At 68.0% G+C, this 14,128-nt stretch carries 14 protein-coding genes; 7 read left to right on the top strand and 7 right to left on the bottom strand.

Going from position 1 to position 14,128, the window contains the following annotated elements; translation table 11 throughout:
- Positions 1–21 precede the first annotated feature (21 nt).
- Entirely contained in the window at positions 22–1,524 is a 1,503-nt protein-coding gene (locus ACIPRS_RS12245; RefSeq protein ID WP_446538743.1) for an AlkA N-terminal domain-containing protein, read from the top strand.
- Between the two features lie 96 nt (positions 1,525–1,620).
- A complete protein-coding gene (locus tag ACIPRS_RS12250; protein WP_337731239.1) occupies positions 1,621–2,118 on the top strand; it encodes a methylated-DNA--[protein]-cysteine S-methyltransferase in 498 nt (165 codons plus the stop codon).
- A gap of 6 nt (positions 2,119–2,124) precedes the next feature.
- Here the strand turns inward: ACIPRS_RS12250 and ACIPRS_RS12255 are convergent, their stop codons facing one another.
- The 4 genes from ACIPRS_RS12255 to ACIPRS_RS12270 all read right to left on the bottom strand — a co-directional run bounded on the left by ACIPRS_RS12255 (position 2,125) and on the right by ACIPRS_RS12270 (position 7,137).
- A complete protein-coding gene (locus ACIPRS_RS12255) occupies positions 2,125–2,886 on the bottom strand; it encodes a LytR/AlgR family response regulator transcription factor (RefSeq protein WP_446538744.1) in 762 nt (253 codons plus the stop codon).
- Positions 2,883–4,100, bottom strand: coding sequence for a sensor histidine kinase (locus ACIPRS_RS12260; RefSeq protein ID WP_446538745.1), 1,218 nt, complete (start codon positions 4,098–4,100; stop codon positions 2,883–2,885). The genes ACIPRS_RS12255 and ACIPRS_RS12260 overlap by 4 nt, the downstream gene beginning before the upstream one ends.
- Positions 4,101–4,103: 3 nt before the next feature.
- On the bottom strand, positions 4,104–5,735 hold the full coding sequence (locus tag ACIPRS_RS12265; protein ID WP_446538746.1) for a serine hydrolase: 1,632 nt from the start codon (positions 5,733–5,735) through the stop codon (positions 4,104–4,106).
- A gap of 145 nt (positions 5,736–5,880) precedes the next feature.
- On the bottom strand, positions 5,881–7,137 hold the full coding sequence (locus tag ACIPRS_RS12270) for a formimidoylglutamate deiminase (RefSeq protein ID WP_446538747.1): 1,257 nt from the start codon (positions 7,135–7,137) through the stop codon (positions 5,881–5,883).
- Here ACIPRS_RS12270 and ACIPRS_RS12275 point away from each other — a divergent pair.
- Both ACIPRS_RS12275 and hutI read left to right on the top strand, forming a co-directional pair.
- Complete coding sequence (locus tag ACIPRS_RS12275; RefSeq protein WP_337731244.1) at positions 7,136–7,366, top strand: hypothetical protein; 231 nt, start codon at positions 7,136–7,138, stop codon at positions 7,364–7,366. The two genes, ACIPRS_RS12270 and ACIPRS_RS12275, sit on opposite strands and share 2 nt — an antisense overlap.
- 4 nt (positions 7,367–7,370) lie before the next feature.
- Positions 7,371–8,597 carry an imidazolonepropionase gene (gene hutI / locus ACIPRS_RS12280; protein ID WP_446538748.1) on the top strand — a complete coding sequence of 409 codons (1,227 nt, stop codon included), beginning with the start codon at positions 7,371–7,373 and terminating at the stop codon, positions 8,595–8,597.
- Between the two features lie 66 nt (positions 8,598–8,663).
- Here the strand turns inward: hutI and ACIPRS_RS12285 are convergent, their stop codons facing one another.
- Both ACIPRS_RS12285 and ACIPRS_RS12290 read right to left on the bottom strand, forming a co-directional pair.
- On the bottom strand, positions 8,664–8,840 hold the full coding sequence (locus tag ACIPRS_RS12285) for a 30S ribosomal protein THX (RefSeq protein ID WP_142124535.1): 177 nt from the start codon (positions 8,838–8,840) through the stop codon (positions 8,664–8,666).
- Between the two features lie 143 nt (positions 8,841–8,983).
- The gene (locus tag ACIPRS_RS12290; protein ID WP_337731246.1) at positions 8,984–9,391 is read right to left on the bottom strand and encodes a MerC domain-containing protein; all 408 of its coding nucleotides are present in this window, start codon (positions 9,389–9,391) and stop codon (positions 8,984–8,986) included.
- Positions 9,392–9,482: 91 nt separating this feature from the next.
- On the opposite strand from ACIPRS_RS12290, the gene ACIPRS_RS12295 reads away from it, so the two are divergent.
- The 3 genes from ACIPRS_RS12295 to ACIPRS_RS12305 all read left to right on the top strand — a co-directional run bounded on the left by ACIPRS_RS12295 (position 9,483) and on the right by ACIPRS_RS12305 (position 13,460).
- On the top strand, positions 9,483–11,654 hold the full coding sequence (locus ACIPRS_RS12295; RefSeq protein ID WP_446538749.1) for a TonB-dependent receptor: 2,172 nt from the start codon (positions 9,483–9,485) through the stop codon (positions 11,652–11,654).
- A 118-nt stretch (positions 11,655–11,772) separates the two neighbouring features.
- Positions 11,773–12,228, top strand: a complete 456-nt coding sequence (locus ACIPRS_RS12300) for a MarR family winged helix-turn-helix transcriptional regulator (protein ID WP_446538750.1) — start codon at positions 11,773–11,775, stop codon at positions 12,226–12,228.
- Positions 12,225–13,460, top strand: a complete 1,236-nt coding sequence (locus tag ACIPRS_RS12305; RefSeq protein ID WP_446538751.1) for an MFS transporter — start codon at positions 12,225–12,227, stop codon at positions 13,458–13,460. The genes ACIPRS_RS12300 and ACIPRS_RS12305 overlap by 4 nt, the downstream gene beginning before the upstream one ends.
- A 179-nt stretch (positions 13,461–13,639) precedes the next feature.
- Here the strand turns inward: ACIPRS_RS12305 and ACIPRS_RS12310 are convergent, their stop codons facing one another.
- Positions 13,640–14,122: a Fur family transcriptional regulator gene (locus ACIPRS_RS12310; RefSeq protein WP_192201682.1), complete on the bottom strand. Its 483-nt coding sequence runs from the start codon at positions 14,120–14,122 to the stop codon at positions 13,640–13,642.
- Between the last annotated feature and the right edge of the window lie 6 nt (positions 14,123–14,128).

Here is a 14,128-nt window from a genome sequence, read left to right on the forward strand (position 1 = left end):
GGCCGGTGCTAGCCTTCCCGCATGCTCCCCACCGATGCCACCGCCCTGCCCGACCCGCATGTCTGCGAACAGGCGCGCCTGAGCCGCGATGCACGCTTCGACGGCCTGTTCTTCACCGCCGTCACCACTACCCGCATCTACTGCCGACCGGTGTGCCCGGCCCCGGCACCGAAGCCGGCGAACATCGTCTACTACCGCCAAGCCGCTGCGGCAGAGGCCGCCGGCTTCCGCCCGTGCCTGCGCTGCCGCCCGGAACTCGCCCCCGGCGACGGCACCTGGCGGCGCGGCGATGCAGTGGTGGCACGCGCACTGAAGCTGATCGACCAGGGCGCGCTGGTGGACGCGCCGTTATCCGCACTGGCCGGGAAAGTCGGATTGGGCGAACGGCAGCTGCGGCGCCTGTTCACCGAACGCCTGGGTGCGACGCCTGCGGGCGTGCACGGCACGCGGCGCCTGCTGTTCGCCAAGCAGCTGCTCACCGATACGGCGCTGCCGATCACGCAGGTGGCCCTGGCGGCGGGGTTCGGCAGCCTGACCCGGTTCAACACCGCCTTCCGCGAGGAATACCGCATGGCACCGCGCGATTTGCGCAAGCGCGATGCGCCGCCTTCGCACGAGATCATGACGCTCCGCCTGGGCTACCGGCCGCCCTACGACTTTGCCGCGATGCTGGATTTCCTGCGCGGACGCGCCCTGCCCGGCGTGGAAGCCGTGGATGGGCACGGGTATTCACGCGTGATCGGCACGGGGGCTGCGCCGGGCTGGTTGCGGGTAAGCGCATGGGATGGGAAGGACCCGCACGCCCTGAAGCTGGAATTGCACGGTGCGGCACCTGCCGAACTGCTGGGGATCGTGCATCGCCTGCGACGCATGTTCGACCTGGATGCGGATCCGCAGGCCATCGCGCACGCGCTGGAGGGCGACGCGCGCCTGCGTCCCCTGCTGCGCGAACGACCGGGCCTGCGGTTGCCCAGTGGCTGGGAAGGTTTCGAGATCGCGGTGCGGGCCGTCATCGGCCAGCAGGTCAGCGTGGCCGCCGCGCGCACGCTGACCGCCCGCCTGGCGCAACGGTATGGAACCACGCTGGCGACACCGTTCGGGGCACTGACGCAAGTGTTTCCGACGCCCGACGCGATCGCCGACGTGGATCTGACCGAGATCGGCCTGACCCGCGCGCGCGCCGCCACGATACGCGGGCTTGCGCGTGCACTGATCGAAGGTCGCGTGGACTTCAACCCGGAGCGCACGCTGGACGATTTCACTGCACGCTGGGTGGCCCTGCCCGGTATCGGCCCGTGGACGGCGCACTACATGGCGCTGCGCGCACTCGGTCATCCGGATGCGTTTCCTGCCGACGATCTGGTCCTGCAGAAGGCGGTGCCGACGGATGGCACGCGGATGACAGCGAAAGCCCTGACGGCACGCGCGGAAGCCTGGCGGCCGTGGCGCGCGTATGCGGTGATCCATGTGTGGAAGGCGAGCATGGCGGCGCAGAAGCCACGCTCTCCTGCAGGAGCGACGTGAGTCGCGAGCGGGATCCTTCAACACAGCGAGCATTTCACTCATGCGGTCGCGACTCACGTCGCTCCTACATACGAGCTCCCTTATCCTGCCCTCACCATGATCCTCTTCCGCCACCTCGCCAGCCCTGTCGGCACGCTCACCCTGGCCGCGACCGACGACGGCCTGCATGCAATCGAATTCCCGCGCAACCGCCACCCCGCGAACCGTGCTGGATGGACCGAGGGGCAGCATCCCGTGCTCGATCTGGCCGCGCGCCAGCTGGATGAGTATTTTGCCGCGACGCGCCGCGCGTTCGATCTGCCGCTGGCACCGCGCGGCACCGACTTCCAGCGCACCGTGTGGCTGGCGCTGGCCGGCATCGCCTACGGGGAAACGGTCAGCTACGCGCAACTGGCGCAGCGCGTCGGAAAGCCCACCGCGATGCGCGCCGTCGGCGCCGCCAACGGACGCAATCCGTTGCCCATCGTGCTGCCCTGTCATCGCGTGATCGGTGCTGACGGTTCGCTGACGGGCTTCGGTGGCGGCCTGCCGACCAAGCAGTTCCTGCTGGAACTGGAAGGCGCGCTGGCGAGGGCGGACGACCTGTTCGGCTGAGGTCGCCTACATGCCGCGGAAACGCTGCTGGAACGCGGCGCTGACCGGCAGTACATCCTTGCGGCCCTTCACGCTGAGCTGGTGTCGGCCGAGTTCGTCCTTGCGCACGCGGTCGATCGCCTGCACGCGCACCAGCACGCCGCGATGCACCTGCCAGAACACATCGTGATCAAGTCCGCCCAGCAGTTCCTTCAGCGGCATGCGGATGATCGCATCGTCATCGGCGGTCGCCACCCGCACGTATTTGTCCTGTGCCTGGAAGAACAGCACCTCATCGATGGCAATCATGCGCACGCTGTCGCCGACGCTGGCGGTGATCCAGCGGATGAGCCGTTCGCCCTGCGGACGCAGGCGCGCCTCGAGATCGTCGATCAGCGCACGAAGATCAGGCGCGCGCGGGTCTGCAAGCCGCTCCCTCACGCGCTCCACCGCCTGCGCCAGCCGCGCGTCCTGCACAGGCTTGAGCAGATAGTCTGCGGCGCCCGCCTCGAAGGCGCGGATCGCGTAATCCTCGTAGGCGGTGGTGAAAACCACCAGTCCCTCCTGTTCGACCACCTTGCGGGCCACGTCCAGTCCGTTGACGCCCGGCATGCGGATGTCGAGGAACGCGATCCGGGGACGATGTCGCGCCACGGCCTCCAGTGCGGACACGCCGTCCTCGCATACCGCCACGATTTCGAGTTCCGGCCACGCAGCGTGCAACTGCTGCTGCAGCGCGCGTCGCTGCGGCGCTTCATCCTCGGCGATCATGGCGGTGATGCGGCTCATGCCTGCGACCGTAGCGGCACGCGGATCCCGGCGCAAACACCGCGGCCGTCCGACCGTGGCGACAGCGCGAAGTCCGCCTGCGCGCCGTAGCGTGCGGCGAGTTGCTCCCGCACGTTCGCCAATCCCACGCCGGTGCTCAGGCCAGGCTGCAGGCCGGCCCCATCGTCGATGACCCGGACGCACAACTGCTCGCCTTCAACGACCGCCGCCACCTCGATGCGCCCCGGGCCCGGGCGCGGTTCGATGCCGTGCTTGATCGCGTTCTCCACCAGCGTGATCAGCAATGAGGGCGGGAATGGCAGCGCGCGAAGCGCGTCGTCCGCCTGCACCGTGTACGCCAGTCGCCCGCCCATCCGCACCTGCATCAGCGCGAGGTAGCTGGTGGCGATGTCCAGTTGCTGCCCCAGCGTGGCATGCAGCCCGCGGTCGTCGCGCAGCTTGGGGATGGTGGCGCGCAGGAAGGCCACCAGCGCGTCCAGCGTGGCCTCCGCCTGGGCGGGATCCTGTCGCACCAGTGCGCGCACCGAGGCCAGGGTATTGAACAGGAAATGCGGCTCCACCTGGGCCTGCAGCACACCCAGGCGCAGGTCCGCTTCGTGCACGCGATCTTCGAGTGCGCTCAGTTCGCGCAGGTGGTGATGGTCTTCCCATCGACGGTGCTCGCTGAAATACGCGCGCAAGGCCAGCCCGCCACCGAACAGGCCGTAGATCACCACCAGTGCGGCGATGTTGATGGCCAGGCCGATCGCCTTCATCACGGGTGAAAGCACAGGCGGCTTCGAGGACAGTCCGGCGGCAGCCAGTTCCGGCCTCACCAACTGGTCGATGTACGAAGACGCCACGCGATCGACGAAGAAGCTGAGCACCATACCGGCCAAGACGGCGATCACCACGGCCTTGCGCTCCCATGCAACCGGCCAGGCGCGATGGCGCACTGCAGTGGCGAGTGCAGGTCCCAGCGTCGCCATCAGGCTGAAGGCGACGAACTGCGTCGCCGCCACCTTCAGCGCGATGGCGAGATCCTGCACCGCCACGCCGACACCGGCCCCTATGAAGGCGGCGACCACCGCGATCACGCCGCAGAACAGCAGACTGCGACCGAGCAACCACTGCCGGCCGAACACCGGGTACTGGCGATAACGGCTCCACACCGCGTTGCCACCCACCAGCACCTCGGGTGGCAGCTTCTGGCGCAGGGAGTAATCGCGATCCATGGCCTACTTCCTCTCGCCACGCAGCTGCTGGCCGGCCTGCTTCAGCGTCAATGCAACCACCTTGCCCGCCGCATCCCGCTCAAAGCGTATCTCGGCGCCGACAGCGTCCATCACGAACTCGTCCGGCGCCACCGCCTGCACGGGCAGCGCCGGCTGGCCGGTGCCCTGGATGGTCAGCGTCTCGCCCTGCGCCTTCACGGTGAGCGCGAACGCGGGCATGAGCGGGTAGTCGCCTTCGTATTCGCGCAGCACGGCGGCATCGAGCTTCAACGCAGGCTTCGACGCGGTGGCATCCATGCGCCTGGCCGGCAGAGCGGCGCCCATCTGCATCCATGTGAACGACTGTCCCTCCGACGTACGCTGCGGCCGCAGGACGGCATCGAACTCGCGTGGGTAGAAATCGCCCGCACTGTCGTACCCCATCGCATAGGCGCCCTGCCCGGCGGGCTGGATCTCCAGCGCGTCGCCCCTCCGGCGCACGGTCATCTTCATGCCGCCCGCCAGCTGGTACTCACCGGCAAGCGCATCGAGCAGTGCGGCATCGGGCTTGCTCTCGCGGCGCGGCGAGCCGAGCGGAAAGCGGACGTCGACCAGATGCAGGCCCAGCGAGCCCAGGCTGCCGATCGAATTCCAGGTGGTGTCGGACAGGATCACCACGCCCCGCTGCCCGTCCTTGTCGAACGACACGAAGGACGAGAAGCCACCGGTACCGCCTTCGTGCACGTGCACGATGCGCTCCCCGACCGGCATCAGCATCCAGTTCATCGCCATCGGTGGCGCATCGGAGAGCTTCTGCTGCGACAGCGCCAGGGCGGGCGAGACGGATGTCGCCTCGCCACCAAGCTGGCCCTGCACGTAGCGGACCATGTCCTCGAGCGTGGCGCGCACGCCACCCACGCCCGCGAGGTTGGCATGGAAATGCCAGGCGGAAGCCGGTCGCGCATTCGGCGTATGCCCCACCGCCGCACGCACGCCGGGCGGTGCATGGTCGATGTAAGCGTGCTGCATCCCGAGCGGTGCGAACAGCCGCTGCTTCAGGAGCGTTTCCATGTCCGTGCCGGCGCGGCGGGCGACGGCGTAGGACAGCACCATCGAGGCGAAGTTCGAGTATTCGAATGTCGTGCCGGGCGCGGCCGCCAGGGTGACGTCGCCAAGCGAGGCGAGCAACGCGGCCTCGTCCAGCCTGGCGTAGGGATCGTCCACGTTCGGCGCGGCCATGCGCGACGGCAGTGCGGGCAATCCCGAGCTGTGTGTCACCATGTGGCGGATCAGGATCGGCTTGCCCTGGTAGTCCGGCAGTCTGGTGCCCGCCGGCAGCCACGCGGACAGCGGGTCATCCAGCGAGCCCTTGCCCTGCAGGATCAGGTCGGCCAGCAGCGCCGCTGTCATGGTCTTGCTGACGGAGCCGATCTCGAAGGCGGTATCGGCGCCGATGCGCGCGATGTCCCGTCCATCCGCGCACTGGAACGTGCGGGCCACGCTGCCGCCTTCGATCACGGCCACTGCCATGCACGCGCCCGTGCGATCGCCCTGCAGGCGCTGGCTGACGAGATCGGCCAGTGCGTCGTCGCTCATGGCATGGACGGAACCGCTGGCCACTGCCAGCGTCAGGGCGAGGGAATGCGCGAGCGTCATGACATGGCTCCGGGTGGGATGGCCGCCATGCTGCCGCGCCTGTCCATGCGCCGTGCAGGCATCGGATGGAGCGGGCGCTACCCGCGACGGAACCCCCGATCCGGCGGATGGCACCGGCGACGGTGGCAGCCCGTCCCGCACGCCCTCAATCCCGCAGCAGCTGTCGAAGCGTCCCGGCGTAACGTCGCGCGATGGCCTCGCCTGCCACGTGCCGCCCGCCGGCGACGACCTGGCGTCCCGCTACCCGGACCTCCTCCACCAGCGGTCGATTGCCGGCGAACAGCCAGCGGTCGATGACATCGTCCTGCGTGGCACCCGCCAGTGCGGGGGCATGTCCATCCAGGAGGACGGAATCCCCGTGTGTTCCCGCGAAGCCGGTGGCATCCGCGGCGCTGGCCAGCACGCCACGCAACAGCGTCTCACCGACACTGGTGGATGCCGGCGTCACCGCGATGTTGCGATGGCGCGTGACCAGGCGCTGGCCATACTCCAACCACCGCAGTTCCTCCACGGGCGACACCGAGACATGCGAATCCGAACCGATGCCCCATCGCCCGCCCGCCTGCAGGTAGTCGCGCAACGGGAACAGGCCATCGCCCAGGTTGGCTTCGGTCGTGGGACAGATCGCCACCGTGGCGCCGCTGGCGGCGATGCCGCGCGTCTCGTCTTCGGTGAGGTGCGTGGCATGCACCAGCGTCCATCGACGATCGACGGGGCATTCGCCCAGCAGCCATTCGACCGGTCGCGCCTGGCGCAGCGCCAGGCAGTCCTGCACCTCACCCACCTGTTCTGCGATGTGGATGTGCACCGGCGCGTCGGCGGGCAATGCCGCCAGCACACGCCGCATGGCCGCTTCCGGCACCGCACGCAGGCTGTGGAACGCGCAGCCCACGCGCAATGCGTCATCCTGCACGGAGCGCAAACTGTCGAACAGGCGAAGGAAGTCGTCCACGCCGTGACCGAACCGCTGCTGCCGTGGCGAAAGCTCGCGTCCGTCGAAACCACCGGTCATGTACAGCACGGGCAACAGTGTCATGCGGATACCGGTGTCGCGCGCGGCGGCCACCACCGCCTTCGACATCGCGGCCGGGTCGGCATAAGGCGTGCCGTCCGGCTGGTGGTGCACGTAGTGGAATTCGCATACCTGCGTGTAACCGGCTTCCAGCATTTCCGCATACAGCTGCGTCGCCACCGCGTACATGCTGTCGGGCGTCATGCGGGCCGCGAAGCGGTACATGATCTCGCGCCAGGTCCAGAAACTGTCCTCCGGATGCGTCTGTCGCTCCGCCAGGCCGGCCATCGCGCGCTGGAAGGCATGCGAATGCAGGTTGGCGATGCCGGGGACGCGCCATCCGCCGTCGGCGGCGACGGCCAGCGCTTCGTTGGGATCACGCGGGGACATGGCAATGCTCACGGCTGGCGACAAGGGTGCGTTAGGCTACCGCGTCGCTCCCTGCTCTGGCACGCCCATGGATGCTCTTGAAATCGCCCTGCTATTCGTCGCGGCGGCCCTTTTTGCGGTCTTCGTGTTCCTGAAGGCCGCGAAGACGGATCGGGACGACGGTGGCAACGGCAGCGTCCATGGCTTCGAGGGCGATGCGGACGGCGGTGGCGACGGCGGAGGCGATTGACCTCATGACGCTCCGTTGGGACGGCCTGCTGGTGAATGCGCGACTGGTGACGCTGGCAGGCGACACCGGTTACGGCGTGGTGGAGAACGGCGCGCTGGGCTGGCGCGATGGCGTGCTGGTGTTCTCCGGCGCGATGGAAAGCCTGCCCGCTCCACCGGATGCGCTGGCCGACACCTTCATCGATGCGCGCGGCGACTGGGTGACGCCCGGCCTCGTGGATTGCCACACGCATGTCGTGTTCGGCGGCGACCGCGCAGGCGAGTTCGAACAGCGCCTGCAGGGCGCCAGCTATGAAGACATTGCGCGTGCAGGAGGCGGCATCGTGTCCACGGTGCGAGCCACCCGTGCCGCCAGCGAGGACGACCTGTTCGCACAGTCGTTGGCGCGTGCGCGCGCGCTGCGCGACGACGGCGTGACCACGCTGGAGCTCAAGTCCGGCTACGGACTCGATCTTGAAAACGAGCGCAAGATGCTGCGCGTGGCGCGGCGCATCGGCGCTGGGCTCGGCATCACGGTGCGCACCACGTTCCTGGGTGCGCATGCGTTGCCGCCGGAGTACGCAGGACGTGCCGATGATTACATCGGCGCCGTGTGCGACTGGCTGCCGCTGCTGCATGCGGAAGGACTGGTGGATGCGGTGGACGCCTTCTGCGAACGCATCGGCTTCACCGCGGCGCAGACGCAGCAGGTGTTCGAAACCGCGCGCGCCTTGGGGCTCCCCGTGAAACTGCACGCGGACCAGTTGAGCGATGGTGGCGGTGCGGCGCTGGTGGCGGGCTTTGACGGGCTGTCGGCGGACCACGTGGAGTACACCTCGGAAGCCGGTGTCGCCGCCATGAAGCAGGCAGGCAGCGTTGCCGTGCTGTTGCCGGGCGCATTCCACGTGCTGCGCGAAACCAGATTGCCGCCACTGGATGCCTTCCGTGCACAGGGTGTGCCGATGGCGGTGGCGACGGATTGCAATCCCGGCACGTCACCGCTGCAATCCCTGCGGCTGGCGATGTCGCTGGCGTGCACGCATTTCCGCCTGACGCCCGAGGAAGCCTTGCGCGGCGCCACCGTGCATGCGGCACGGGCATTGGGCCTGCCGGATCGTGGACGCCTGCAGGCCGGCCAACGCGCGGACTTCGTGCGCTGGCGCATCGGCCAGCCCGCGCAGCTCGCCTACTGGCTGGGCGGCGACCTGGTGTCGGCCGTACACGTAGGCGGCCGCCTCGTCACCCCTGGCTAGAAAAACGAAAACCCCGGCATGGGCCGGGGTTTCGCACGCGCTGCCGGGCTTGCCGGCGCGGTTGGCTTACGCCTTGGCGACGGCCTTCTTGGCCACGGCCTTCTTCGCCGGGGTCTTCACGACCGACTTCTTGGCGGTGGCGGTGGCAGCCACACCCGCCTTGGCGACCGTGTGCTTGCGTGCATTGCCGTAGCTGGACGAATAGCGCTTGCCCTTGGCCGTCTTGCGATCACCCTTGCCCATCTTTGTTCTCCTGATTCACTGAAAAGTACGCCCGGGTCGGGGCGATTGCACGTGCGACCACCGGATCGGGGCGCTGCGCGCGAGGCCGCAAAGCCTACCACAGCGGGGCCTTCCCGGCCCCTGCCGGCGTCACGGGCAGGCGCTCAGTGGGCGCAGCTGGCGTCGTGGATGTGCCAGTGGTTCAGGCGCAGGTTCAGCAGGTGGGCCAGGCCGACCAGCGTGCCGCCCACGGTCATGACGATGGCGTGCGGCACCACGGCTTCGTGCAGGGGTGCATACAGCACACCCGCCCACAGGGCCGCCAGGCCGAACAGGAGCATGCCCAGCGCGCGGAAGGCACGGTGGCGGCGATAGCCCCAGAGCAGGCTGAAAAGGCCCAGCACGGTCACGAACGTCACGAAGCCACGCTCGAACCCGTCGCCCAGCCACACGGACAGGCCCAGCGAGGGAATCGCGGCCAACAGCAGGGGGGTGATCGCGCAATGCAATGCACACACCAGCGATCCGGCAGCGGCGAAGCGATCGATGAAGAAGCGGAGGGAGGACTTCATGGGGACAAGTATGACTTCCGGGAGGGTTATATTGTCACTATTGGTATATTATAACATCTTCAACTTCCCCACCATGAGTGAATCCACGCCCATGCCATCCCCGCGTCGCGCCCTTCCCGCCCCCCACCTGCTCGCCGCCGCCCTCGCCCTGGCGCTGGCCTCTCCCGCCGCGCTGGCGGACGACGCCGGAGCCCCCCAGGCCAAGGATCTGGACGCCGTAGTGGTGACTGCCTCACCGTTGAAGGGCAATGCCGAATCCGTCGCCACCCCGGTGGAGGTCCTGTACGGAGAAGCGCTGGACAAGGCCAAGGCCGGCACCCTGGGCGAGACGGTGGCGAAGCTGCCGGGCGTGCAGACCACCTATTTCGGCACGGGCGTGGGCCGCCCGATCATCCGCGGCCAGGAAGGCCCGCGCGTGCAGGTGCTGTCCGGCGGCATCGGCTCGATGGACGCCTCCACGGTCTCCGCCGACCACGCGGTCAGCATCGAGCCCTTCCTCGCCGACCAGATCGAAGTGCTGAAGGGGCCCGCCACCCTGCTGTTCGGCAGCGGCGCCATCGGTGGTGCCGTCAACGTGGTCGATGGCCGGCTGGCCGAATCGATCCCGGACCAGCCACTGAGCGGACGCGCGGAAGTGCGCGGCAACACCGTCAACGACGAACGCACCGGCATGTTCCGCCTCGACGGCGTCAACGGGAACTGGGTGCTGCATGTCGATGGCCTGGTCCGCGACACCGATGATTACGACATCCCGGGCGTGGCCATCCTGCACGACCACGAGGAAGGCGAAGAACACGAAGAGGAACCGCAGCCCCGCGGCACGTTGCCGAACAGCTCGGTGAAGACGCGCGCCGGGGCCATCGGCGCGACCTATCTCGGCGACCGCGGCTACTTCGGCCTGGCCGCCAGCACCTACCGCACCGACTACGGCATTCCTGCCGGCGCGCACGTGCATGGCGAAGAAGATCATGACCACGACCATGACGGCGAGGAAGACCACGACCACGAAGCGCACGAGGAAGGCGCGGTACGGATCGACATGGTGCAGAACCGGCTGGACCTGAAAACCGGCATCTACGACCCGGTGTCGTTCCTGCAGAGCCTCAACCTGCGCGCGGCCTGGAACGATTACGAGCATGTGGAGCTGGAAGGTGGCGAAGTCGGCACCCGTTTCACCAATGAAGGCTACGACGCGCGCCTTGAAGCCGTGCAGAAGGAATGGAATGGCTGGCGCGGCGCCTTCGGCCTGCAGTTCGGCAGCACCGATTTCAGCGCCGTGGGCGATGAAGCCTTCGTGCCGTCGACCGTCACCGACACCCTGGGGGTTTTCGTGGTGCAGGAAAAGGACTTCGGCCCGTGGAAGCTGGAGCTGGGCGGCCGCTACGACAAGGTCGAACTGAAGCCGGATGACCGTGCCGCAAGCGACTTCAATGCGGTCAATCTTTCTGCCGCCGCGATCTGGCGCCTGAGCGACGGCTTCGACCTGCGCTTCGGGCTGGACCGTTCCGAGCGTGCACCCACGAATGAGGAACTGTTCGCCGGCGGCACCCACGTCGCCACGCAGTCCATCGAGATCGGTGACGCTTCGCTGGATACCGAGAAGGGCGTGCGCGCGGAAATCGGCGCGCATTGGCACACCGATCGCGTCGACCTGAAGCTGGCGATCTACCAGACGAAGTTCAAGGACTTCATCTACCTCACCGATACCGGCGTGGAAGAAGAAGGCTATCCGGTGCGCCTGTGGACACAGGACGACGCCACCTTCACCGGCGCCGAGGCCGAAGCGAAGATCCAGCTCGCCGATACCGCCGCCGGCGCATGGGACCTGCGCGTGTACGGCGACTACGTGCGTGCGGAGCTCGATGGCAACGGCATGCGGACGGTGGCCTTCGAGGTACCGCATGGCGACCACACGCATGGTTACGAAGTGGATATCGCACAGGGCGGTTACCTGCCGCGTATCGCACCGATGCGCGTCGGTGCCGACCTGGGCTGGTCGCTGGGTGGCTGGCGCGCATCGCTGGGCGCGGTGCGCTACAGCAAGCAGGACGACCTTGCACAGAACGAGGAGCCGAGTGACGGCTACACGCTGGTGGATGCGCACTTGGCATATCGCTGGGATCGCACGGCATCAAGCTGGGAAGTGTTCCTGGATGGCAGCAACCTGACCGACGAAGAAGCCCGCCCGCATACCTCGTTGCTGCGCGACTACGCGCCGCTGCCGGGCCGCGGCGTGGCCTTCGGCATCCGCGCGTACTTCTGACCGGCGACTGACGGCCCTCCCCGGGGCGGCTGGCCTGGATGGCAGCCGCCCTTCTTGACAACACTTATGTGCATATACACATAATTCATCCGGCAGCCGCCATCGCGATCAATCCCGCATGCCCGCCCCCTCCGCTACCGCATCGCCCAGCTCATGCACCTGCTTCCGCCTGCGCCGCGCAAGCCGCCGCGTCACCCAGGTGTACGACCATGAACTGGCCGGGGCCGGCCTGAGCCTCAACCAGTACTCCATCCTGCGCCGCAGCGAACGCGAGCCACGGGTGCTGGGCGACCTGGCCGGAGAACTCGGCATGGATCGCACGACCCTGACCCGCAACCTGTCGCCGCTGGTGGATGCAGGCCTGGTGGAAATCGTCCGCGGCCACGACGCGCGCCAGCGCGTGATCGCGCTGACCCCGCCGGGCCGCGACCGACTCGCCGCCGCGAAGCCCCTCTGGCGACATGCGCAGGCGGTCATCGACGCGATGCTCGGCGAGGCCGGCGTCAAACGATTGCACCGCGACCTGGACCACCTCGACGACCTGCTGCGCCAGCGCCTGGGAGAAGCCGCATGAGCCCCGCTACCCCGACGCCCGCTCCGCGCATGCACTGGGGCCTGTTGCTGGCCGCCGCAGCGACGCTGATGATCACCATGGGCGCGCGCCAGACCACCGGGCTGTTCGTTTCACCGATCCACCAGGACACCGGCATCGGTATCGCCACGATCAGCTTCGCGCTGGCGATCGGCCAGTTCACGTGGGGAGCCGTGCAGCCGATCTTCGGCGCCATCGCCGACAAACGCGGCTCCACCGGCGTGCTGGTGCTCGGAGGCATCCTGCTGGCGCTGGGGCTGGCCCTGACGCCGCATCTCACCTCGCCCTGGGGGCTGATGTTCACGCTGGGCCTGTTGACGGCGGCGGGCGCAGGCGCAGGCAGCTTCTCCATCCTGATCGGCGCCACCGCACAACAGCTGGCGCCCGAGAAACGCTCGTTCGCCGCGGGCTTCATCAACGCGGGGGGTTCGCTCGGACAGTTCGTCTTCGCGCCGCTGGTGCAGGCCGTCATCGCCGTCGCCGGCTGGGCCAGCGCGATGTACACGCTTGCCATCGCGTCGCTGCTGGCGATTCCGCTGGCCTTCCCGTTGCGCAGGAAGGTGGCGTCTTCGACGGGCTCAGCACCGGCCACCGCGGTCGGCGACATCTCGCTCAAGCAGCAGATCGCCATCGCCCTGCGTGACCGCAGCTACTGGATGCTGCACCTGGGCTTCTTCACGTGCGGCGTGCACATCGCCTTCCTGGTGACGCACCTGCCTGGCGAAATCGCATTGTGCGGCCTGTCGCCCAGCGTGTCGGCGGTGTCGATCGCGCTGATCGGCCTGTTCAACGTGGCCGGCAGCCTGGTGGCCGGTGCACTGGGCCAGCGCGTGCGGATGAAGTGGATCCTCGCGGTGATGTATGCCAGTCGCGCGGTGATGATCGCGCTGTATCTGCTGGCGCCTCCGACGCCGTTGACGTTCTACGTGTTCGCGGCAGCACTCGGTTTCACCTGGCTGGCGACGGTGCCACCCACGGCCGGCCTGGTCGGCAAGCTGTTCGGTCCGCGCTACCTGGGCACCCTGTTCGGACTGACCTTGCTGTCGCACCAGATCGGCGGCTTCTTCGGTGCGTGGCTCGGCGGGCTGGCGCTGGAGCGCTTCGGCGACTACACGTGGATGTGGTACGCAGATATGGCGTTGGCGTTGATCGCGGCAACAGCGAACCTGCCTATCCGGGAAACGCCACCGAAAGCGGTGCCGGCGGCGGCGTGAGCAAATCCGTTGCAGGAGCAACCGCAGGAGCGACGTAAGTAGCGACCGCACGCCAACACTTGCCGGAAACTTCAGCTGGCGCAGCTTCTTTCTTGCCCGGAAGACCTAGCGCGATGATCAGCTCCCGGCCAGCGAAATCCGCGGTCGCGACTTACGTCGCTCCTACAACAACAAATCCGCTACGCGGCAGCGCAGCGCGCGCACAGGCCATGCACTTCCAGCGTCTGCGCCTGTGGCTGGAAGCCCAGTGCCTTGGCGCGCGCATCCAGCGCCGCCACCACGTCGCGATCCTCCAGTTCCACCGCGCTGTGGCAGCGGTCGCAGATGAGGAACGGCACCGAATGCTGGGCGCTGTTCGGGTGATGGCAGGCGACGAACGCATTGACGGATTCGAGCTTGTGCACGAAGCCATTGGCCATCAGGAAATCCAGCGCGCGATACACCGTTGGCGGCGCGTCGGCGCCCACGCCCTTCGTGGCGCGCACCCACTCGAGCAATTCGTAGGCCTTCACCGGCTTGCCGGCTTCGGCGATCAGCTGCAGAACACGCGCACGGATCGGCGTCAGCCGCAGGCCGCGCTCCTGGCACGCGCGCTCCACTGCGACCACGAACGCCTGCGCGTCATGGACATGGTGGTTCGGGTCGGTGCAGGCGTGTGGCATGGGCGA

It is taken from the genome of Pseudoxanthomonas sp. LARHCG66 (assembly GCF_052871755.1).